Origin of the sequence: Sphingobium fluminis (assembly GCF_037723805.1) — a bacterium.
In the GTDB taxonomy this organism is placed as follows: domain Bacteria; phylum Pseudomonadota; class Alphaproteobacteria; order Sphingomonadales; family Sphingomonadaceae; genus Sphingobium.
This window is the reverse complement of record NZ_JBBJUK010000006.1, coordinates 112641-136039: the sequence shown is the minus strand read 5'-3', so window position 1 is coordinate 136039 and position 23399 is coordinate 112641. Positions and strand designations below refer to the sequence as shown.

At 62.5% G+C, this 23399-nt stretch carries 16 protein-coding genes and 1 tRNA gene; 15 read left to right on the top strand and 2 right to left on the bottom strand.

The annotated features are described in order from the left end of the window. The first annotated feature begins 91 nt into the window (after nt 1–91). Genes WG907_RS15305 through glgX form a run of 5 tightly spaced genes read left to right on the top strand, consistent with a single transcriptional unit; the run spans nt 92 to nt 9391 of the window. Nucleotides 92–2560, top strand: coding sequence for a glycogen/starch/alpha-glucan phosphorylase (locus WG907_RS15305; protein WP_340234141.1), 2469 nt, complete (start codon nt 92–94; stop codon nt 2558–2560). 19 nt (nt 2561–2579) lie between these two features. Further along, nucleotides 2580–4739 (top strand): 1,4-alpha-glucan branching protein GlgB, encoded by a 2160-nt coding sequence (gene glgB / locus WG907_RS15300; protein WP_340234320.1) that lies wholly within the window; start codon nt 2580–2582, stop codon nt 4737–4739. A 56-nt stretch (nt 4740–4795) separates the two neighbouring features. Beyond that, complete coding sequence (gene glgC / locus WG907_RS15295; RefSeq protein WP_340234140.1) at nt 4796–6055, top strand: glucose-1-phosphate adenylyltransferase; 1260 nt, start codon at nt 4796–4798, stop codon at nt 6053–6055. A 22-nt stretch (nt 6056–6077) separates the two neighbouring features. Beyond that, nucleotides 6078–7517, top strand: coding sequence for a glycogen synthase GlgA (glgA, locus tag WG907_RS15290; protein WP_340234139.1), 1440 nt, complete (start codon nt 6078–6080; stop codon nt 7515–7517). Next, nucleotides 7514–9391 carry a glycogen debranching protein GlgX gene (glgX, locus tag WG907_RS15285; protein ID WP_340234138.1) on the top strand — a complete coding sequence of 626 codons (1878 nt, stop codon included), beginning with the start codon at nt 7514–7516 and terminating at the stop codon, nt 9389–9391. Before glgA ends, glgX begins: the two co-directional genes overlap by 4 nt. Nucleotides 9392–9410: 19 nt before the next feature. On the opposite strand, the gene WG907_RS15280 is transcribed toward glgX, so the two are convergent. Continuing rightward, nucleotides 9411–9500: transfer RNA gene (locus WG907_RS15280), tRNA-Ser, on the bottom strand. 525 nt (nt 9501–10025) lie between these two features. Here WG907_RS15280 and WG907_RS15275 point away from each other — a divergent pair. The 10 genes from WG907_RS15275 to WG907_RS15230 are packed head-to-tail and all read left to right on the top strand — an operon-like array spanning nt 10026 to nt 19950. After that, nucleotides 10026–11063, top strand: coding sequence for a lytic murein transglycosylase (locus WG907_RS15275; protein WP_340234137.1), 1038 nt, complete (start codon nt 10026–10028; stop codon nt 11061–11063). Further along, the gene (locus tag WG907_RS15270) at nt 11047–12069 is read left to right on the top strand and encodes a septal ring lytic transglycosylase RlpA family protein (protein ID WP_340234136.1); all 1023 of its coding nucleotides are present in this window, start codon (nt 11047–11049) and stop codon (nt 12067–12069) included. Before WG907_RS15275 ends, WG907_RS15270 begins: the two co-directional genes overlap by 17 nt. 45 nt (nt 12070–12114) lie before the next feature. Continuing rightward, nucleotides 12115–13278 (top strand): D-alanyl-D-alanine carboxypeptidase family protein, encoded by a 1164-nt coding sequence (locus tag WG907_RS15265; protein ID WP_340234135.1) that lies wholly within the window; start codon nt 12115–12117, stop codon nt 13276–13278. Beyond that, nucleotides 13275–13901 (top strand): dTMP kinase, encoded by a 627-nt coding sequence (tmk, locus tag WG907_RS15260; protein WP_340234133.1) that lies wholly within the window; start codon nt 13275–13277, stop codon nt 13899–13901. Before WG907_RS15265 ends, tmk begins: the two co-directional genes overlap by 4 nt. Next, complete coding sequence (locus WG907_RS15255; RefSeq protein ID WP_340234131.1) at nt 13898–14869, top strand: DNA polymerase III delta subunit-related protein; 972 nt, start codon at nt 13898–13900, stop codon at nt 14867–14869. The genes tmk and WG907_RS15255 overlap by 4 nt, the downstream gene beginning before the upstream one ends. A 43-nt stretch (nt 14870–14912) precedes the next feature. Further along, on the top strand, nt 14913–16448 hold the full coding sequence (metG, locus tag WG907_RS15250) for a methionine--tRNA ligase (protein WP_340234129.1): 1536 nt from the start codon (nt 14913–14915) through the stop codon (nt 16446–16448). 4 nt (nt 16449–16452) lie between these two features. Then, complete coding sequence (locus WG907_RS15245) at nt 16453–17241, top strand: TatD family hydrolase (RefSeq protein ID WP_340234318.1); 789 nt, start codon at nt 16453–16455, stop codon at nt 17239–17241. Beyond that, complete coding sequence (locus tag WG907_RS15240) at nt 17238–18029, top strand: MBL fold metallo-hydrolase (RefSeq protein ID WP_340234127.1); 792 nt, start codon at nt 17238–17240, stop codon at nt 18027–18029. Before WG907_RS15245 ends, WG907_RS15240 begins: the two co-directional genes overlap by 4 nt. Then, a complete protein-coding gene (locus WG907_RS15235) occupies nt 18029–18652 on the top strand; it encodes a retropepsin-like aspartic protease family protein (RefSeq protein ID WP_340234125.1) in 624 nt (207 codons plus the stop codon). Before WG907_RS15240 ends, WG907_RS15235 begins: the two co-directional genes overlap by 1 nt. Beyond that, nucleotides 18649–19950, top strand: a complete 1302-nt coding sequence (locus WG907_RS15230) for an MFS transporter (protein ID WP_340234123.1) — start codon at nt 18649–18651, stop codon at nt 19948–19950. The genes WG907_RS15235 and WG907_RS15230 overlap by 4 nt, the downstream gene beginning before the upstream one ends. Nucleotides 19951–20141: 191 nt before the next feature. On the opposite strand, the gene WG907_RS15225 is transcribed toward WG907_RS15230, so the two are convergent. Further along, nucleotides 20142–23267, bottom strand: coding sequence for a PAS domain S-box protein (locus WG907_RS15225; protein ID WP_340234121.1), 3126 nt, complete (start codon nt 23265–23267; stop codon nt 20142–20144). Nucleotides 23268–23399: the final 132 nt, after the last annotated feature.

Here is a 23399-nt window from a genome sequence, read left to right as displayed (position 1 = left end):
GCGGGAATTTGCTGCGACGCAAAAAATGCCGGTGGCGTGAAGAAGGTCGCTGTGGCATCCTTATTGCGGACTCAGCATGGGGAAATCGCGGATGAACCTCCAGGGCCAGACCATATTGCCGACGCCCGCGCCCCGCACGGTCGATCCGCAGGTTCTGGCGCATGAGATCGTCGAGCGGCTTACCTACCGGATCGGCAAGAATGCGCAGGCGGCCAAGCCGCATGACTGGTTGCACGCGGTGATACTTTCGATCCGCGACCGGGTGATCGACGCGTGGATCACCTCGACCCAGAAAACCTATGAGGAGCAGGGCAGGCGGGTCTATTATCTGAGCCTTGAATTCCTCATCGGCCGCCTGATGCGCGACGCCGCGTCCAATATGGAAATGCTGGACGACATGCAGGAGGCGCTCAAGTCGCTTGGCGTCGATATCGACATCATCGCGGCGCTCGAACCCGATGCGGCGCTGGGCAATGGCGGGCTTGGCCGGCTGGCGGCCTGTTTCATGGAGAGCATGGCGACGGTCGACGTGCCCGCCTATGGCTATGGCATCCGCTATGTGAACGGCATGTTCCGGCAGGAGATATCGGACGGGTGGCAGGTGGAACTGCCCGAGACCTGGCTCGCGCATGGTAACCCGTGGGAATTCGAGCGACGCGAGGCGAGCTATGAGATCGGCTTTGGCGGGCGGGTCGACCCTGCCGAAGGGGAGACGGCGGGCGCGCACCAGATGCGCTGGCGCCCGGCCGAACGCGTGATCGCAACGCCCTATGACACGCCGATCGCCGGCTGGCGCGGCAAAAGGATCAACACGCTGCGGCTGTGGCAGGCGCAGCCGATCGACCCCATCCTGCTCGACAAGTTCAATGCCGGCGACCATCTGGGTGCCCTGTCCGAAAGCAACCGTGCCGAAAGCCTCACGCGCGTCCTCTACCCTGCCGATAGTTCCCCTGCGGGGCAGGAATTGCGGCTGCGGCAGGAATATTTCTTCTCGTCGGCGTCGCTTCAGGACATCGTGCGGCGGCATATCCAGTATTTCGGCGACATAGCGACTTTGGCCGACAAGGCCGCGATCCAGCTCAATGATACGCATCCGGCCGTGGCGGTGGCAGAACTGATGCGCATCCTGCTGGACGATCATGGCTTCGATTTCGACGAGGCGTGGGACATTACCCGGCGCACCTTCAGCTATACCAATCATACCCTGCTGCCCGAGGCGCTGGAGAGTTGGCCGGTGCCGCTGTTCGAGCGGATGCTGCCCCGGCATATGCAGATCGTCTATGCCGTCAACAGCCGCCTGCTGGCGGAGGCCCGGCGCTCGGGCAAGTTCGACGATGACGGGATCGGCACGATCTCGCTGATCGACGAGGGCGGCGAACGGCGCGTGCGCATGGGCAACCTAGCCTTTGCCGGGTCGCACAGCATCAACGGTGTTTCCGCGCTGCACACGGACCTGATGAAGGAAACGGTCTTTGCCGACCTGCACAGGCTGTATCCGGCGCGGATCAATAACAAGACGAACGGCGTCACCTTTCGCCGCTGGTTGATGCAATGCAATCCTGGCCTGTTCGCACTGGCGCGCGAGGCGATCGGCGATGCGTTCATGGACGACCCAGAGGCGCTGCGCGGGCTGGAGGCGTTCGCCGACGACAGCGGGTTCCAGGAAAAGTTTCTCGCCGTCAAGCGCGCGAACAAGGTCGCGCTTGCCGATGTGCTGCGCGCGCGGGTGAACGCCCGGATCGATCCGTCGGCGATGTTCGACATCCAGATCAAGCGCATCCACGAATATAAGCGGCAGCTACTCAATATCGTGGAGGCGGTGTCGCTTTATGATCAGATCCGGTCCCATCCCGAACGGGACTGGACGCCCCGGGTGAAGCTGTTCGGGGGGAAGGCGGCGTCCAGCTATCATAATGCCAAGCTTATCATCAAACTGGCGGGCGATGTGGCGCGCGCCGTCAATCATGATCCGGCGGTGCAGGGGCTGCTCAAGCTCCAGTTCGTGCCCAACTATAATGTGTCCATGGCGGAGGTCATGATTCCCGCCGCCGACCTGTCCGAACAGATTTCCACCGCCGGTATGGAGGCATCGGGCACGGGCAATATGAAGTTCGGCGTGAATGGCGCGCTTACTATCGGCACGCTGGACGGCGCCAATGTCGAAATGCGCGATCATGTGGGCGAAGATAATATCATCATCTTCGGGCTGACCGCGCAGGAAGTGAACGAGCGGCGGGCCAGTGGCTATGACCCGGCAGACGCCATCGGGCAAAGCCGCGAACTGGGTCAGGCGCTGGATGCGATTGCGAGCGGCGTGTTTTCGCCCGATGATCCCGATCGCTACAAGGGCTTGATCCATGGCATTCGTGATCACGACTGGTTCATGGTGGCCGCCGATTTCGAAAGTTATTCGGCGGCGCAGCGGCGGGTGGATGCGCTGTGGCGGGACCCTTCGCTATGGGCGAAGAAGGCAATCCTCAACGTGGCGAGGATGGGCTGGTTCTCGTCGGATCGCACCATTCGCGAATATGCGACCGATATCTGGAAAGTGCTGCCATGAGCAGCGCTTGCGTCCGACGGTGCTGACGCCGGAACAGATCGACCGGCTGATCGAGGGCCGGGACGACGATCCTTTCGCGTCGCTCGGCGTGCATCCGGCGGGGAAGGGTTTTACCGCCTGCACATTGCTGCCTGACGCGATCGGCGTGACGGCCTGTCGGATGGACGGAACAGCGGTGGGGGAACTCGCGGCTGTCCATCCCGGCGGGCTTTTCTTTGGCAAGGTCGCGATCAAGGCGAGGCAAAAGCTGCGCTATGCGGCGCGTTACGCTGATGGCAGCGATCATATAATCATCGACCCCTATGGATTCGGTCCGGTGTTGGGGCCGCTCGACGATTATTATTTTGCCGAAGGATCGCATCGGCGGCTGTTCGACAAGATGGGCGCGCATCCGATCGAGCATGAAGGCGTGGAAGGCACCCATTTCGCGGTGTGGGCGCCCAATGCGCTGCGCGTGTCGGTCGTCGGCGATTTCAATCGTTGGGATGGCCGCCGCGCGCCCATGCGCAGGCGGCGGGACGCAGGCGTCTGGGAGATTTTTTTGCCGGAAGTCGGTGCGGGCAGTGCCTATAAGTTCGAGATATTGGGCCCCGCAGGGGAGGTGCTGCCGCTCAAGGCCGACCCCTTCGCCTTTCGTTCCGAACTGCGGCCTTCGACCGCATCCATCGTTGCCGGTCCTCCGCATCACGATTGGGGGGATGCAGCGCATTGCGATTACTGGCGCAAGGTCGACCCCCGCCGCGAAGCGATCTCGATCTACGAGGTGCATGCCGGATCGTGGCAGCAGGACGATGACGGCGCTTTTCTCGACTGGGATGCGCTCGCCCGGCGGCTGATCCCTTATGTCGTGGGCATGGGGTTTACGCATATCGAGTTCCTGCCGATCAGCGAATATCCCTATGATCCGAGCTGGGGTTATCAGACGCTGGGCCTCTATGCGCCGACTGCGCGCTTTGGCGATCCGGCGGGGTTCGCGCGTTTCGTGGATGGCGCGCACCGGGCGGGCGTAGGCGTCATCCTGGATTGGGTGCCGGCGCATTTTCCGACCGACGAACATGGGCTGGCACGGTTCGACGGCACGGCGCTGTATGAACATGAGGACCCGCGCAAGGGCTTCCATCCCGATTGGAATACGGCGATCTACAATTTCGGCCGGCGCGAAGTGGCCGAATATCTCGTCAACAATGCTGTCTTCTGGACCGATCATTATCATGTCGACGGTCTGCGCGTCGATGCGGTCGCTTCGATGTTGTACCTCGATTATTCCCGGGAGGCCGGGGAATGGGTGCCCAATGACGATGGCGGGCGGGAGAATGTGGAGGCGGTCGATTTCCTGCGGTCCATGAACAAGGCCGTTTATGGCGCGCAGGAAGGGGTCATTACCATCGCCGAGGAATCGACGAGCTGGCCCAAAGTATCGCATCCGGTCCATGATGGTGGTCTGGGCTTCGGCTTCAAATGGAATATGGGGTTCATGCACGATATGCTGCGCTATCTGGCGCGGGACCCGGTGCATCGCGTTCATCATCATAATGATGTCACCTTCGGCCTGCTATATGCCTTCACCGAAAATTTCGTGCTGGCGCTCAGCCATGACGAGGTCGTCCACGGTAAATCCTCGCTGCTGTACAAGATGGCGGGCGACGACTGGCAGAAATTCGCGACGCTGCGGGCATTTTACGCCTTCATGTGGGGCTATCCGGGCAAAAAGCTGCTGTTCATGGGGCAGGAGTTCGCGCAGCGTGGGGAATGGAGCGAGGCGCGCGCGCTCGACTGGCATCTACTGGACGATGGCGCGCATGCCGGCGTTCAGCTGCTGGTCGGCGATCTCAACCGGCTCTATCGCTCGCAGCGCGCGCTTCATGCGCGCGATTGCGAGCCGGATGGATTTCAATGGACGCTGGCCAATGGCGCGGCGGATTCCGTCTTTGCCTGGGTCAGGCGCGCACCGGCCGCCGCACCGGTGGTAGTCATCAGCCATTTCACGCCGGAATTGCGGCACGGCTATCGATTGCGCTTGCCCTCAGGCGGGCGCTGGCGTGAAATATTGAACAGCGACGCGGCGGAATATGGTGGCGGTGGCGTCGGCAATCTAGGGGCCGTGGAAGCGGATGAAGAGGGGTGGGCACATATCACCATCCCGCCACTGGCGACGTTGATGCTGCAACTGGATCAATAGACAAAGGGCAAAAGCGCGGGAACGCGCGGGCGGGCAGCGAGAGGACAGAGCGCGCAATGCAGGCAAGACATCATCCGATCGCGCGCGACGCCATGGCCTATGTTCTGGCCGGGGGACGCGGCAGCCGCCTCGCCGAACTGACTGACAGGCGTGCGAAACCGGCGGTACATTTCGGCGGCAAGGCGCGGATCATCGATTTCGCCCTGTCCAATGCGCTCAACAGCGGTATCCGTCGCATCGGCGTCGCGACCCAGTATAAGGCGCACTCGCTGATCCGGCACCTCCAGCGCGGCTGGAATTTCTTTCGTACCGAACGCAATGAAAGTTTCGACATCCTGCCGGCCAGTCAACGCGTGTCGGAAAGCCAGTGGTACGAAGGCACGGCCGATGCCGTCTTCCAGAATATCGACATTATCGAAGCCTATGCGCCCGAATATATGGTGCTCCTGGCGGGCGATCATATCTACAAGATGGACTATGAGATCATGCTCCAGCAGCATGTTGACAGCGGCGCGGACGTGACCGTCGGCTGCCTGGAGGTGCCGCGCGAAGAAGCGAGCGGTTTTGGCGTGATGCATGTCGACGAGCATGACGTCATCACCGCCTTCATCGAAAAGCCGCATGATCCGCCCGCCATTCCTGGCCAGCCGGACATGGCGCTGGCATCCATGGGTATTTACGTTTTTCGCACCCGCTTCCTGATCGAGGAATTGCGCCGCGATGCCGCGACGGCCGGCAGCGGGCGGGATTTCGGCGGCGATATCATCCCTCACATCGTCCGGCATGGACGCGCGGTGGCGCACCGTTTTTCGAGCAGCTGCGTGCGGGCGGAAAGCGAGCGCGAACCCTATTGGCGAGATGTCGGCACGATCGACGCTTATTGGCAGGCGAATATCGACCTGACCGATGTCGTGCCCTCGCTCGACATGTATGAGAATAGCTGGCCGTTATGGACTCACTCCGAAGTCACGCCCCCGGCCAAATTCGTCCATAATGAGGATGGCCGGCGGGGCTCGGCCACGTCGTCGCTGATCGCGGGAGGCTGCATCATATCGGGCTCCGCGCTCGATCGCAGCCTGTTGTTTTCCGGCGTGCGGACCAACAGCTTCTCGTCCGTCACCGAAAGCGTCGTCCTGCCGGGATGCGTCGTCGGCCGGGGGGCTCGCCTGCACCGGTGCGTGGTCGATTCAGGAGTCATCATCCCGCAGGGATTGGTCGTGGGCGAACATCCCGGCGAGGACGGCCAGCGGTTTCGCCAGACGGAAAGCGGCGTGTGCCTTATCACGCAGGCCATGATCGATCGACTGGCGGACTGAGGGCTTGGGCGGGGATCGGGCAATGCGGGTGCTGGCCGTGGCATCTGAAATCTATCCGCTGGTCAAGACCGGCGGGCTGGCCGACGTCGTGGGCGCGCTGCCCGGCGCGCTGGCGGCGCATGGCGTCGCGGTGCGCTCGCTTATTCCAGGCTATCCGGACGTGCTGGCCCGGCTGGACAAGCGCAAGGTCGTGCGGCGCTTCGACGCGCTCTTTGGAGTGGACGCGCGGTTGCTTGCAGCGAAAGCCGGCGCGCTCGATCTGCTGGTGCTAGACGCGCCGGCGCTGTTCGTGCGCGAGGGTGGGCCCTATGGCGGGCCTTCGGGCAAGGATTGGAGCGATAACTGGCAGCGCTTTGCCGCATTGTCGCAAGTCGGCGCCGATATCGCCGGGCAAGGGATTGCAGGGTGGCGGCCCGACTTGGTCCACGCGCATGACTGGCAGGCGGCGATGACCGCCGCCTATATGCGCTTTGGCCCCGCGCATCGGACGCCTAAGGTCGTGACCATCCATAATCTCGCTTTTCAGGGTCGGTTCAGTGCCGACATATTTGGCAGTCTGGAACTGCCGCCGGAGGCCTGGGGGGTGGATGGCGTCGAATATTATGGCGGTATCGGCTTTCTGAAGGCGGGGCTGGTTTCCGCGGACGCGATCACCACGGTCAGCCCCGGCTACGCGCAGGAAATTCGGTCGCCAGCCCAAGGCATGGGGCTTGACGGGCTGATGAACGGGCGTGCCGACCGGCTCCACGGCATATTGAACGGGGTGGATACCGATATCTGGAACCCGGCCATCGATCCATCGATCGTCAGGCCGTTCAGCGCCCGCGCCCTTGGACAGCGCCTGGCCAGTCGACGGGCGGTCGAGGCGCGGTTCGGGCTGGATCAGGATCACGCGCCGCTGTTCGTCATCGTCAGCCGCCTGACCTGGCAAAAGGGGATGGATATGATGATCGAGGCGGTCGATCATCTCGTGACGGCTGGCGCGAAGCTGGCGGTGCTGGGTTCGGGCGACGAGCCTTTGGAAGCTGCGTTTCTTGCGGCAGCTGACCGGCATGGCGGGCGCGTGGGGGTGCAGATGGGCTACGACGAGGCGCTCTCGCACCTGATGCAGGCCGGCGGCGACGCGATCCTGATCCCGTCCCGCTTCGAGCCGTGTGGACTAACCCAGCTTTATGCCCTCCGCTATGGCTGTGTGCCCGTGGTCGCGCGCGTGGGGGGGCTGGCGGACACGGTGATCGACGCCAATGAAGCGGCGCTCGGTGCGGGAGCGGCGACGGGGCTGATCTTCGCACCCGACGATCCGACTGCGCTCTATGAGGCTATCAGCCGGGCGGTGGCGCTTCATGGCGACCGCGCCACATGGCTGGCCATGCAGCGTGCGGGCATGCGCGCCGATTTTTCCTGGACGCATAGTGCGGCGCGTTATGCCGCGCTGTTTCGCTCACTGCTGCCGGCGGCATGAACGAGCAGGCGTTCGGACCGGTCAGGGCCGGCGCTACGACCAGTTTCGCGGCATGGGCCCCCGATGCCAGCCAGCTATGGCTTTGCCTGTTCGATGAGCAGGATCGCGAAACCCGACTGCCGATGTTGCAGGACGGTACTGGGGTCTGGCGCGTCCATGAGCGCGACATAGAGCCAGGCACTCGCTATGGTTTGCGCGCCGATGGTCGCTATGATCCTGCCGCAGGTTATTGGTTCGATCCGGACAAGCTGCTGCTCGATCCCTATGCGCCAGCGATCGACCGCGCCTTTATCTATGGTGCGGCGCTGGCGGCGCGGCGGGGGACGGGGGGCGACACCGCATCGCTCATGCCCAAGGGCGTGGTCACAGAACCGCTGCCGACCGTCGCCGCCGCTCCGCCGTTGTTCAGGCCTGGCGGGCTGATCTACGAAATACTGGTGCGTGGTTTCACCATGCGGCATCCCGACGTGCCGGTTGGGCAACGCGGGACGATCGCCGCACTGGCGCATCCGGCAGTGATCGACCACCTCAAGCGGCTCCATGTGGGCGCTGTGGAACTCATGCCGATCACCGCGTGGATCGACGAGCGGCATCTGAGGCCGCTCGGCCTGTCCAACGCCTGGGGGTATAATCCGGTCAGCTATTTCGCACTCGATCCCCGCCTTGCGCCCGGAGGCATGGCCGAACTGCGCGCGACCGTCGCGACGCTGCGAGAGGCCGGCATCGGCGTGATCCTCGACATGGTCTATAATCATAATGGCGAAAGCGATGCGCTGGGGTGGACGCTGTCTCTGCGCGGGCTCAATAACCGAGACTATTTTCGTCATGCGCCGGATGGCGCGCTGATCAACGACACCGGCACTGGCAACAGCATCGACTGCAATCAGCCGATGGTGCGGCGCCTGATCCGCGATTCCCTGCGCCATTTCGTGACGCAGGCCGGGGTGGACGGCTTCCGCTTCGATCTCGCGCCGGCGCTGGGTCGGCTTGCCCACGGGTTCGATCCGCATGCGCCGCTCCTGGACGAATTGCGCTCCGATCCCCTGCTCGCCGACCGGGTGATGATTGCAGAGCCGTGGGATATCGGACCTGGCGGTTATCAGCTGGGGCGTTTCGGCCCGCCCTGGCTGGAATGGAACGACCGCTATCGCGATGATATGCGGCGCTTCTGGCGCGGCGACGCCGGCATGCTCGGCGCTTTCGCAACGCGACTGGCCGGGTCGTCGGATATATTCGGCGGGACAGGGGATACGCGGTCGGTGAATTTTCTGGCGGTGCATGACGGCTTCACCCTCGCCGACCTGACATCGTTCGAACGGCGGCATAACGAGGCCAATGGCGAAGATAATCGCGATGGCCATGGCGAGAATTTCAGCTGGAACAATGGGGTCGAGGGAAAGAGCGACGATCCTGCCATAGCGGCTGCCCGGCGGCGCGATATGATGGCGTTGCTCTCGACGCTATTTTGTTCGCGAGGCACGATCATGCTGACGGCAGGTGACGAATTCGGCCGGTCGCAGCAGGGCAATAATAATGGCTATGCGCAAGATAATGACATTGGCTGGATCGACTGGGACGCGCGCGATCATGATGTGCAATCCCACGCCTTTGCATTGGCGGCGCTGCGGGCGGATCGAGGAGAGTTAAGCGATCCGGCGATGCTCGCGGACGGCGACGTCGACTGGCTGGACGAGAGCGGAAGGGCATTGGACGTGGCGCAGTGGGAAGACCCTGAGTCCCGCCGGCTGGCAATGCGCTTCACGCAAACCGGCTTGACGATCTGCGTCAATGGCGCCGACCAGCCCTGTGTTTTCCGTGTCGACGGACGGGATGTCGACGTCCCCGCGCGAAGCATCATCTGGTCGAGAGCTTGATCGTCCCGCATGGCCGCCGTGGCGGAAGAGGTGGGATTCGAACCCACGGAACGGTTGCCCGCTCGCCGGTTTTCAAGACCGGTTCCTTAAACCACTCGGACACTCTTCCCAAGAACGACCAGCATGCCGCCCGATATTCCGATCCGCTATGACGATCTAAAATGCCGGCCGACGCACAAGCTTGCGTTCGCGCCTTACCTAGCGAAGCAGGCGGGCAAGCCAAGCATAATTTCAGCCAGCGGAGAGGAAAGGGGCCTGTGGAAAGGCCCGGAATCGAGTGCGCCCCCCGGCACAAGGGATGACGGGGGGCGCATCCGGAGGCTGTCGGGCGCTCTGGACGAGCTTTCCCTAGGGTCAACAATGCAATTTGTCATCCCTTATTTCAGAGTAAACCATGAAGTTTCTGTCATATTGTTACAATATCGTTAATGGCCGGCAGGGAGATTGTTCCCAATATCGGTCCTTCTGTTAGAAAATTTCAAATAGCGGAAATTTTCTAATCAAGGTGATCTTGCCATCCGCCCGGCCAACGCCCACCAGATCCGCCCGGTGGAACCGTCCTTTCATCGTTCCGGACGAATAAGGCAATTCACCTCCGCTCTTGCCTGTGCAAGAACGGGGCAGGGAGATTCTCATGCGTTCGTCGACCCTTTTTCTGTTGCTGGGCCTCGCCGCCATTTCGGCGGGCGGATTGGCGACGCATGGGGTAGCGGCTCAGGAGGGGGGCGATTTTCGGTCCTATCTCGAATCCCTGCGCCCAAAAGCGCGGGCGATGGGCATTCGCGATGCTACTCTGGATGGTGTTTTTCCTACTCTCACGCCCAATCCCCGGGTCGTGCAGCTCGACCAGAGCCAGCCGGGTGGCGGCGCCTATTCCCCGATCCCGAATTTCGAGCCATATCGCCGGCAGCATGTCGACGCGGCACGCATCAGCCGGGGGCGCGCCGCCTATCTCGCTAATCGCGGCCGATTGCAAAGGATCGAGGCGCAAACCGGCGTGCCTGAGGAAATCATGGTCGCGATCTATGGTCATGAAACCAATTATGGATCCTATACGGGCGATTTCGACCTGATCCGATCGCTCGCCACGCTGTCGCATGAAGGCCGCCGCCGCGCCCTGTTCGAGCCTGAACTTCTGGCGACGCTCAAGATGCTGGACGATGGCGTGCCGCGCAGCCGGCTTGTCGGAAGCTGGGCGGGCGCTACCGGTTACCCCCAGTTTCTGCCTTCGGTCTATCTGCGCGTGGCCAGAGATGGGGATGGCGATGGCCGCGCCGATATCTGGACGAGCGAGGCCGATGCACTGGCGTCGATCGCCAATTATTTCGTCAATGCAGGTTGGCGGCGAGGCGAACCCTGGGGGGTAGCCGTCTCTGTGCCGGGGGGGTTTGATCGCGTCCGTGTCGCCGCGAAGACGGCGCCTGCCCGCTGCCCTCGCGTGTTCAACAGGCACAGCCGGTGGTTAAACATGGCGGAATGGCGCAGGCTTGGTCTGTCTGCGGCGGGCGGTGCCTGGCCTGGAGACACTGTCATGGCGACCTTGCTGGAGCCTGACGGGCCGGGTAAGACAGCCTATCTCCTGACTGGCAATTATCGGGCTATCCTCGATTATAATTGCTCGAACTTCTATGCGCTATCGGTGGGGTTGCTGGCTGATGCGATCAAACAATAAATTGCGGCTGTCGATCGGAAGCGCATGCCTGTTTTTGGCGTTGGGGGGCACTGGGCTGGCCAAGCCGCGACCGATCGTCACAGCGCCTGTTGCGCGCGCTGCCATGGTGGCCGATGATCCGGTACAGATTGGCGAGCCCTATAAGGTCGGGGATAAGAGCTACGCGCCCGCCGATTCGCCCGGTTATGACGAGGTCGGCTATGCCGGCACCTATACGATCGATGGCGCGATCGGCACCACCGCCAATGGCGAACGCTTCATCGCCGAGGGCGTGACGGGGACCCACAAGACGCTGCCACTGCCAAGCTATGTCGAGGTGACGTCCCTCAATAGCGGCAAGACCATCCTGGTGCGGATCAATGATCGCGGACCCCCTACAAATGACCGGATCATGGATTTGTCCCCCGGTGCGGCGGAGCAATTGGGAATGGAAGGCGGCGCGCCGACGCCTGTGCGTGTTCGCCGGGTCAATCCACCGGAACAGGAACGCGCTGTCCTTCGCGCGCATGGCAAGGCGGCAGAACGGCTGGAAACGCCGTCGGCGCTGCTGGTGGTTCTTCGTCAACGACTCAATGTCGGACCCGTCGCGACCGTTCCGCTTGCCGCGCCGCGGCATGACAAGCCGCAGGGCGCCAGCTTTACGCCTCCACCCGCTCGCCCTGCGTCGGGCCCCTTGCTCAAATCTTCGCCAGCGGCGGATGCCAAACGCGTAGCGAAGAAGCAGGATGCACCACCGAAGGCCGCCCCTCTGCCGGGGACCGCACCCGGCTCTCCTCCCATCGTGCGTGCGGCCGGCTCTTATGTTGTTCAGGTTGCAGCCTTTTCGTCAGAAGCGCGGGCGAACGCCGTTGCTCGCAAGATCGGCGCGACCACGACGCGGAACGGGACAATCTGGCGCGTGCGCCTTGGCCCCTTCGCGACGCAGGACGCCGCGAAGCAGGCTGTGCGCGGCGCGGCAGCCAAGGGTCTTGAGAATGCCCGCATCATGGCTAATGACGCGCCATAGCTATTTGCGCGCCGCGCGACTCCATCCCGTCTCAAAGGCTGTCCTATGAACAAGACCCTCGCCGCCGTCCTCGTCCTTGCAGCGCTTGCCCAGCCGGTGACAGCGGCAGCACCACCCTATACGAGCGAAGCGCCGATCGCCTATATGAAGGACCTGTCCTCGGGCGCTGTCCTTTTCGACAAGGGCGGCGAAACGCGGATGCCGCCAGCGTCCATGGCCAAAATGATGACGGCGCATGTCGCCTTCCGCCTGATCCAGCGGGGGGAATTAAAGCTCAACACCATGTTCACCGTGCGCCCGGAAACGTGGAAGCAGTGGCACGGGCCGCAGGCCGGATCGACCATGTTCCTTTCCGCCGGCGAGCAGGTGTCGGTCGAGAATCTGCTGCATGGCATCGTTGCCCTGTCGGGCAATGATGCGTGCGTCGTGCTGGCCGAAGGCATCGCCGGCACCGAACAGGCTTTTGTCGCCCAGATGAATGAAGAGGCCAAACGCCTCAAGTTGAACAACAGCCATTTCGGCACCAGCAATGGCTGGCCCGACGAAGGCGTCACCTATGTGACCGCCGAAGATCTGGCCCGGCTGGCGCAGGCGACTATCGAGGAAACGCCTGATCTTTATAAGCGCTTCTATGCGACGCCCTCCTTCACCTGGGGCAAGACCATGGGCGGCGCGGACATCCAGCAGGGCAACCGCAATCCCATTCTGGGCAGGATTCCGGGTGCGGACGGTTTGAAGACCGGCCATACCGAAGAAGCCGGGTTCGGCTTTACCGGCTCGGCGGAACAGGATGGTCGCCGCATCGTGATGGTCGTAGCCGGCCTGCCGACCTTCAACAGCCGTATCAGCGAATCCGTGCGCTTCATGGATTGGGGCTTCAAGGCGTGGAAGGCGCAGCCCTTGTTCAAAAAGGGTGCGACCGTCGAAACGGCGGATGTCCAGTTGGGCAGTGCCACCACCGTTTCGCTCGTCGCGCCGCAGAATCTCGCGGTCACGCTGCCACGCAGCGCGTCGTCCAATATCTCGGTCAAGGTCGCCTATACCGGGCCGATCAAGGCACCCATCGCCAAGGGACAGAAGATCGCCGAACTGATCGTGTCGACCCCTGATACCCCGCCGCAGGTCATGCCGCTGGTCGCAGGCGAGGATGTGGCCGAGGCGGGCGTGTTCGGCCGGCTGTGGAATGGCCTCAAGTCGCTGTTCGGGTGACGCGCGGCCGCTTCATCACGCTGGAGGGTGGCGAGGGCGCCGGCAAGTCGACCCAGCGGGCTGCGCTGGCGACCGCGTTGCGCGCGGGTGGGCTGGAGGTCGTGGAAACGCGAGAGCCCGGTGGCAGCGACGGAGCGGAGGCGATCCGCGACCTGTTGCTGACCGGTGGGGCGGACCGCTGGAGCCCGCGCGCCGAAGCGCTTCTGTTCGCGGCGGCGCGCGCCGATCATCTGGAACGGACGATCAGGCCGGCGCTGGATCGCGGTGCGTGGGTGCTATCGGATCGCTTTCTCGACAGCAGTCGCGCCTATCAGGGCGCGGGCGAACTGACCGACGCCGATATTCTGGCTCTCCACCGAATCGGCAGCGCGGATTTTTTCCCCGACCGAACGCTCGTCCTGATGCTGCCCGAAACCGAGGCGGAGGCGCGCGCTAAAGCCCGTGACGGCGAATCGACCGACCGGATCGGGGGCCGCGACCGCGCCTTTCATCGCCGGGTCGCCGACGTGTTTGCCAGGCTCGCGAACGAAGAGCCGGCGCGCGTGCGGGCCATCGACGCATCGGGCGAAGCAGGCCTCGTCACGGCCCGCCTGCTCGATGCGTTGGCCGACCTGCTGCCATGACCTCGCTTGTGGGCCATGACGAGCAGGCGCGCATGATGCTCGCGGCGGCGGCGAGCGAGCGCTTTCATCATGGCTGGATATTGAGCGGCACGAGAGGCATCGGCAAGGCCGCTTTCGCGCGGGCGGTGGCGATGCGCCTGCTGGCCGACGCAGCGGGGCCGCCGATAACGGGGGAGGGCATCGACACCCCCTCGAACCACCCGATCCGCCATCTTATCGAGGCAGCGGCGCATCCCGACTATGCCGAGTTATTTCCGCTGGAAAAGGATGGCGTGACCGCGCGGAACATCAGCGTAGATCAGGTACGCGGGCTTGGGCGGCTGATGCAGTCCGCGCCTTCGCTGTCCGGCCGCCGGATCGTCGTGATCGACAGCGCCGACGATCTGGAGAGGGGTGCCGCCAACGCCCTGCTCAAATCGCTGGAAGAGCCCCCGGCGGGAATGGTCTTCCTGCTCGTCAGCCACGCGCCAGGCCGCCTGTTGCCGACGATCCGGTCACGCTGCCGAATGCTTCGGTTCGATGGCCTGCCCGATGCGGCCATGCATGCGGTCCTGCGAGCGCAGGTGCCCGACCTGTCGGTGCATGAAATCGAAGCGCTTGCCGGTGCCAGCGCGGGGTCGCCAGGCCGGGCGCTGCGCTATACCGGCCTTGGGCTTGCCGACATGGAAAAGGCTCTGCATGCGATCGCGGCCCATGGCGATGCTGACAATCGGGAGCGATTGACCCTGGTCAAACAGCTGTCGTCCAAATCCGCACGGCCACGCTATGAGGCCTTTCTGGAGCGCGCGCCGGCCTTCATCGCCAAGGCGGCGCGGCAACGATCGGGCCACGCCCTCGGCACGGCCCTGACCCATTGGGAGGCCGCGCGCCAGTTGGCAGGCGGGGCGGTGATCCTGTCGCTCGAACCGGGCGCCGTGGTGTTCGAACTGGCGGGGCATGTCGCTGCCCTGGCACACGACTCCCTCTGAAAAGCGGCTTTGCGCAGCCGCTGTCAGCGGCTAGGGATGACCCATGTCCGAGCCATTTACGATCACCACCGCCATCAGCTATCCCAATGGACGGCCCCATATCGGCCATGCCTATGAAGTCGTCGCGACCGACGCGATAGCCCGTTTCCAACGGATGATGGGTCGCGATGTTTTCTTTCAGACCGGGACCGACGAGCACGGCCTGAAAATGGCGCAGGCGGCGCGCGCGCGGGACATCGAGCCACGTGCCCTAGCGGATGAAATGTCGGCCTATTTCAAAGAAATGAACGACAGGCTTAATATCAGCCATGATCGTTTCATTCGCACCAGCGAAGCCGATCACCATCGCGCGAGCCAGGCGATCTGGCGGGCGATGGAGGCCAATGGCGACCTCTATCTCGGCCGTTATGAAGGCTGGTACTCCGTCCGCGATGAAGCCTTTTACGATGAGAAGGAAATCGTCGAGGGGGAAGGCGGCGTAAAGCTTTCGCCGCAGGGTACGCCGGTCGAGTGGACGGTGGAGGAAAGCTGGTTTTTCCGCTTGTCGAACTATCAGCATAAACTGCTCGAACTCTATGAAAAACAGCCTGATTTCATTCGTCCGGAAAGTCGGCGAAATGAAATCCTGCGCTTTGTCGAGGGTGGCCTTACCGACCTCAGCATCTCGCGCACCAGCTTCGACTGGGGCGTGAAGGTGCCGGGCGCAGAGGGCCATGTCATGTATGTGTGGGTCGATGCTCTGACCAACTATCTGACCGGTTGCGGCTATCCCGACGATGCTGCGCGGATGGCGCGCTACTGGGCAGAGGGTGGCGATATAACGCACATCATCGGCAAAGATATCGTGCGTTTTCATACCGTTTACTGGCCGGCTTTTTTGATGAGCGCGAAGCTGCCTTTGCCGCGCCAGGTGTTCGGCCATGGGTTCCTGCTGAACCGCGGCGAAAAAATGTCCAAGTCCGTCGGCAATGTGGCCGATCCGATGGAACTGGCGGACCGGTTCGGCGTCGACCAGCTGCGCTATTTTCTGTTGCGCGAGATCAGCTTCGGTCAGGATGGCAGCTATTCGGCCGACGCTATCGTGACCCGAACAAATGCCGATCTTGCGAACGGGCTCGGTAATCTCGCCCAACGCTGCCTGTCGATCATCGCCAAAAATTGCGGCGGCATCGTGCCAGCGGACGAGGTCGAGACGCCGCCGCCGGGTCTGGGCGATATGCGGGGCCAGGTCATCGACCTCATGGCGCAACTGAAGATCAACGAAGCGCTGGAAGCTATTTGGGAAGGCGTTCGGGCCGCGAACGGCTATTTCGCCGAAATGGCCCCATGGGCTCTCCGCAAAACCGATCCCGCACGCGCCGACGGCGTCTTGTACCACACGGCCGAGGTCGTGCGGCAACTGGCTATCCTCGTCCGCTGGGTCATGCCGGCAAGCGCCGACATGCTGCTGGACCAGCTAGGTCAGTCGCCCGATGCCCGCGATTTCGCGGCGCTCGACGTTCCAATCCGCTCGGGAATGGCGCTTCCGCCGCCGCAGGGCGTTTTCCCGCGCCTCGAACTGACCGAGGTGGATTCCTGACATGATGTTGATCGACAGCCATTGCCACTTGAATTACAAAGGCTTGATCGAGGATCAGAAAGATGTGCTTGAACGCGCGCGGAGTGCTGGCGTCGGATTGATGCTCAATATCGCGACGCGGGAAAGCGAATGGGACGACGTGCTCGAAACGGCCGTCCGCGAGCCGGATGTCTGGGCGACGGTCGGTATTCATCCCCATGAAGCGGATGAGCATCTGCATATCGGCACGGCCAAACTGGTCGAGCGTGCGGCTCATCCACGGGTGGTGGGCATCGGTGAAACGGGTCTGGATTATTATTACGACCATAGCGATCACGACCGGCAGCGCGGCAGTTTCCGCGCCCATATCGCGGCGGCGCGCGAAACCGGCCTGCCAGTCATTGTCCATACCCGCGACGCGGAGGACGACACGCTGGATATCCTGCGCGAGGAAATGGGGAAGGGCGCCTATAGCGGGGTCATCCATTGCTTCACAGCCAGCGGTCATTTCGCCGATGCCGCGCTCGACCTCGGCTTCTATATCAGCATTTCGGGCATCGTGACCTTCAAAAGCGCCAAGGATCTGCAGGAAACAGCGGCGCGGTTGCCGCTCGACCGGCTGCTGGTTGAAACGGATTCCCCGTTTCTCGCGCCGGTGCCGCATCGCGGTCGTCCCTGTGAGCCGGCCTATGTCGCCGACACCGCCCGTTTCCTCGCGAACCTGCGGGGAGAGTCTGCCGCCGCACTCGGCGACGCGACTTCCGCCAATTTCCACGCGCTATTTTCCAAGATCGGGAGTGGGGCGCGCCCATGAGTCTGAAGCTTACCATTTTGGGGAGCGGCACCTCTTCGGGCGTGCCCCGGATCGGCAATGACTGGGGCAGTTGCGATCCAGAAGAACCGAAGAACCGGCGGACACGCGTTTCGATCATTGTAGAAAGCCCGACCACCCGCCTATTGGTCGATACATCACCCGATATGCGCGCCCAATTGCTGGCCGCCGATATCGTCCATATCGATGCGATCCTGTGGACGCATGATCATGCCGACCATAGCCACGGGCTGGACGATGTGAGGCAACTCTACCATCATCGCCGTGCACCCGTTCCGGCCTATGCCCGCGCCCCTACGCTCAGCCTGTTGCGGCAAAGATTTGCCTATGTGTTCGACGGTCGCGGCGGCTATCATCCGACCGTCGAGGGCCATGATCTTCCGGATGCGCTGCGCATCGGGGATATCGACATCGCCTGCACCGATCAGCCGCATGGCGAAATTTATTCCACGGGCTTTCGCTTTTCGCGTGAGGGTTGCTCGATCGGCTACGCGACCGATTTCCACGCGCTGACGCCGCAGATGCTGGACCTGTATCGGGAACTGGATGTCTGGGTCGTCGACGCGCTGCGGGAAAAGCCGCATCCGACCCATCCTCATCTCGCCATGACCCTCGACGCGATCGCCGCAACGCGCCCGGCGCGCGCTATCCTCACCCATATGGACCATAGTATGGATTATGCGCTCCTTAAGGAGCGCCTGCCGTCCGGCGTGGAGCCGGGCTATGACGGCATGGTGGTGAACCTGCCTACGGGTGCGGGCGAGCGCTGATGGCGACGGACCAGGCAATGTCGGGCCTCTGGTATATATTGGCTCTGGTGCTTGTCGGCTCCGCCGTCCTGGCGCGCCGCATGCCGCTGGGCGGCGTGTTTCGCATGGCATTGTTATGGATCGCTATTTTTGGCGGGCTGTTCGGTCTGTTCACGCTGGGCCAAAGGTCAGGTCTCGTTCCAGCTGATGTCGGACTCGCCGACGGAGTGCCGACCGGCGGACCGCCGTCCGCTATCCCGCCAACACGAACCCAGGGTCATGCGCTGCGCATCCCGGTTTCGCGCGATGGACATTATTGGGTCGAAGCGACAGTCAACGGCGCGCCAGCGCGCTTCCTGATCGATAGCGGCGCCAGCGTAACGGCGCTGTCGGTCGACAGCGCGCGCGGAGCAGGCCTCAACTTCGATATGAATGCCCCCGGCGTTCAGATGGTCACCGCCAATGGCAGGATCGACGCGAAGCGCTCGGCCATCTCGACGCTCGCGATCGGGCCGATCCGCGTCAGCGACCTGGACGTGGTGGTGTCGCCGAGTTTCGGTGACGTCAACGTGATCGGCATGAACCTTTTGTCGCGGCTCAGGAGCTGGGGCGTTCAGGACGGCCAGATGGTGTTGACGCCATGACGTCATCGCCCGCGCTGACCGCGCCCGATCAGCGTCAACGGCTTAAGGCCATCATCGGCGGGTCGACGGGCAATCTGGTCGAATGGTATGACTGGTACGCCTATTCCGCCTTCACGCTTTATTTCGCACCCCATTTCTTTCCGAGCGAAGATCGCACTGCGCAGTTGCTAAGCGCTGCCGGCATTTTTGCGGTAGGCTTCCTGATGCGGCCGATCGGCGCGTGGCTGATGGGGGTCTATGCCGATCGGCATGGGCGCAAAAGCGGGCTAACCCTGTCGGTCGCGCTGATGTGCTCGGGATCGCTGCTGATCGCGGTGACGCCGGGCTATGACGTCATCGGGGTAGGGGCGCCGGCGCTCCTCGTCCTTGCGCGCCTGATCCAGGGGCTGTCCATTGGCGGCGAATATGGAGCGAGCGCCACCTATCTGTCCGAAATGGCCGGTCGCGATCGGCGCGGGTTTTTCTCCAGTTTCCAATATGTGACGCTGATCGCGGGTCAGCTTGTCGCGATATGCGTCTTGCTGTTGCTCCAGGCGACGCTCAGCGAGGCGCAGCTCGATGCCTGGGGCTGGCGAATTCCGTTTCTGATCGGGGGCGCGCTTGCAGTCGTGGTCTTCTGGCTGCGGCGAGGGCTTGCCGAAACGCAAAGCTTCGCAGTCGCGAAGGCGAAAGGGAGTCCGAAATCGGGCTTTGTTGAACTGGTGACCAGGCACCCGCGCGAAACCATGACCGTAATGCTGCTGACCGCCGGGGGCACGATCGCTTTTTACGCCTATTCGATCTACATGCAGAAATTCCTTGTGAACACCAGCGGCCTCAGTCGAGAATCTGCGTCTCAAATCAATGCTATAACGCTGCTTCTGTTCATGATGTTGCAACCGCTTGCCGGCGCGTTATCCGACCGGATCGGGCGTAAACCCTTGATGATCGGCTTTGGCGTGATGGGTATGTCATGCACCTATCCGATCTTTTCAGCGCTTGCCGTGACCCGCGACGCGCTGACGGCCGGATTGTTGGTCATGGCCGGACTGGTGATCGTGACCGGATACACATCCATCAACGCGGTCGTAAAGGCAGAGCTTTTTCCCGCGCATATCCGAGCCTTGGGCGTTGCGCTGCCCTATGCACTTGCCAACACACTGTTCGGCGGGACGGCGGAATTCGTCGCATTATGGTTCAAGCAATCGGGTATGGAGTCGGCATTCTATTTATATGTAAGTGCCATGATCGGCGTGTCGCTCATCGTGTATATCCGGATGCGCGATACCAGGGCGCACAGCCTGATCCAGGAGGACTGACGATCGATGATATAAGTTTAACGCCTCGGATAATTGTCTATATTTAACATAATATATATTATCACACAATGCGACTGCTGGAGCAGCGTCAAATGTCACGCTCGCGGGCTGGCCCTGCTCAAGGACAGTCGACCCGGCTCTAACTAGCAAATGCCGGTGCTCCGGGTCCGCAGTTGCCGACAGGCTCGCCGCTAAACGCCGAGCATCGCCCGAATGCGGCTCGCCAGCGCCTCCATTGCGAATGGCTTGGTGATCATTTCCATGCCGGGTTCCAGGAAGCCCGACGCCAAAGCGGCGTTCTCGGCATAACCGGTCATGAACAATATTTTGAGATCGGGTCGCACCTGCCGTGCGCCATCCGCGACCTGCCGGCCATTGAGACCGGGCAGTCCAATATCGGTAATCAGCAGATCGATCCGCCGGCGCGACCGGAGAATATCCAGTCCTTTTGGCCCATCGACGGCCTCGATAGCGGCATAGCCCAGCTCTTCAAGCTCTTCGACAATCAAGCCGCGTACGACCGTATCGTCTTCGACCACAAGCACGACTTCGCCGGCATCGGCGTGATGGGCGTCGGTCAGCTCCGCAGCCGCTTCTGTTTCTTCAGCGCCGCCAAGAAATCTGGGCAGATACAGTTTGAACGTGGTCCCTTCGCCGACCTCCGAATAGATTTTGGCATAGCCTTCGGATTGTTGGGCGAAACCGTAGATCATCGAAAGGCCAAGCCCCGTGCCCTGCCCGATCGGCTTGGTCGTGAAAAAGGGTTCGAACGCCTTGGCGATCGTATCCTCATCCATGCCGGTGCCGGTATCGGTGACGCAGATACAGACATATTGGCCTGCCTTTATGCCGCGCTGGCGAGCTGCATAGGCCGAATCGAGATGGGCGTTGCAGGTTTCGATGGTCAGCTTGCCACCGTCGGGCATCGCGTCCCGCGCATTGATCACCAGATTGAGAATAGCGCTTTCCAGCTGGTTCGGATCGCAACGCGTCAACCACAGACCGCCGGCAAGAACGAGTTCCAGTTCGATCCTTTCGCCGATCGTGCGGCGCATCAGATCTTCCATCGATGCGACCAGCGCGTTGGATCGCACCGGCTTTGGATCGAGCGGCTGGCGTCGGGAAAACGCAAGCAGCCGGTGCGTCAGCGCCGCAGCGCGATTGGCGGCGGTTGAAGCTCCCGTGATGAAGCGGTCCAGATCGGCGGTCTTTCCTTGCGCGATCCGCCGCTGGACGATTTCAAGGCTGCCGGTGATGCCTTGCAAAAGATTGTTGAAATCATGCGCGATCCCGCCTGTAAGTTGACCGACCGCCTCCATTTTCTGCGATTGGCGCAAGGCGGCTTCGGCGTCCGCAAGGGCGGCAGCCGCCTCTGCCTCGGCGGTAATGTCGCGTCCAAAGCCATAGAAAGTATCGTTTTCAGGGACAGTGGTCCATTGCACCAGCCGCCGATCGCCATTCTTTGTCAGCAACGTCGTACGATATTCGAGCAACGGCGTGCCGCCCGAAAGCGTCTCGACCCGTCCGGCCCAGGCTTCCTGATCGTCCAGCATGAAATCGGTGGTGCGCTTGCCCAGCGTTTCATCGCGCGACCAGCCCAAAATCTTGGTCCAGGAAGGATTGACGTCGGTAACCACACCGTTGCTGTCGGTCACGACCTTAAGAACAGGCGATAATTTCCAAATGCGTTCGCGGTCCCTTGCAAGCTGCCGCTCCTCGGTTATGTCCCGGCCCACAGCATGGATGCGCGCGGCGTCGGGAACGGCCGTCCACGCCAGCAGGCGATATGCACCATCTTTGGTCCGATACCGGTTTTCGAACGCGAAGGTGGTCATGCCGCCGCTGAGCCGCGTCATTTCCGCGGCCGTTCCCGCAGCGTCGTCCGGATGAATAAATTCGGCGAGGTTGCGTCCGATCATATCCTCTTCCGCCCATCCCAGCAGCCGCCGGGCGGACGGATTGACGGCGGTGATCTGTCCATCGAACGTGCTAACCAGCATCAGATCGCGAGAGATCGACCAGAGCCGGTCGCGGTCGGCCGTGCTTTCCGCCTGACTCCGCTTCTGTTCGTGAATGTCGGTATTGGTGCCGACCCAGCGCAGGATGGCGCCGGCATCATCCCGAATGGGCAGCCCGCGCACGAGATGCCAGCGCCAATGACCATCGGCGCGACGGAGGCGGAACTCGGTTTCATAAGCTTCGCCGGTCGCGAGCGCGCCCTCCCACAGCCGGGCCACGGCAGCTATATCGTCGGGGTGGACCAGCTTTGTCCATCCGCCCCCCATCAGTTCGGCTTCGGTCATCCCGCTATAGGCGAACACCTGATCATTGAACCAGTCGAGCTGACCGTCGGGTGGCGCGGTCCAGATGTGATTGGGCATGGTCTGCGCAAAGGTGCGAAACTGCTCTTCGCTCGCGGCGATGGCCAATTGCGCACGGATTCGGTCGGTAACGTCGACACCCGAGACGAAAATCCCGCTGACGCGGCCATTCTTGTCCGTGACCGGCTGATAGACGAAGTCCACGAAGCGGTCGACCACCTCGCCATTTTCCCGCGGCTGAACCTTATAGAGCGCGCCGTCCGCCTTGAACGCCGTGCCGCTTTCGTAGACACGGTCCAGAAAAGCGACAAAACCCTGCTCCACCGCCTCGGGCAAGGCCTCTGCGGCGGTGCGGCCGACGACATCGCGATTGCCGACCAGCGCGAGATAGGCGGGATTGGCGACCGTAATCCGGTGGTCCGGCCCTTCAAGAAGCGCCATGAAGCTGGGGCTATGTTCTGCCATCTGCAGCAGGCGGCTACGCTCTTGCTGCACGTGGCGGCTGGCGAGTATCGCATCCGTCGTCTCGATTACGATCGCCACGACACCCAGTATCTTTCCCGTTTCGTTGAGCGCGGGGCTATATTCAAGATTGACCCACAACTGTCGCGGGGTGCCGTCGCGGACCAGCGTAAGTTGCTGATCCTTGTAGGAAAGTGACCGGCCTTCGCGATACACGCGCTGCATAACATTGGCGTTGAAGTCCGCGACTTCATGCCACCCCTCCAGAACTTGGCTGCCCAGAATGCCGGGATGACGATCGCCCGCAAAGGCGCGATATGCGTCATTGTAGATCATGACGCCGTCGTCGCCCCACAGCGTGATGATCGGGGTCGGCGAACGCAGGGCGAACCCCAACATGGTCCGCATCTCGCCAGGCCAGGTTTCGATCGCGCCGAGGCTGGTCCGCGCCCAGTCGAAACGGGCGATCCGATCGGCAAGTTCGCCACCGTCGGCAAGGAACGCCCATTGCTTCTGGCCAGAACGGTCGGTCATATTTGCCCTCTACCTGGAGGCTGGTCTGTCAGAAACGTGAAACATGCTCCCCGCTGCCATCTGGCGCGCTTATATGCAACAGCAGCGGGCGCATCCCGACGCGGTCGAGATGGTTTCTGACCCAGAATCTTT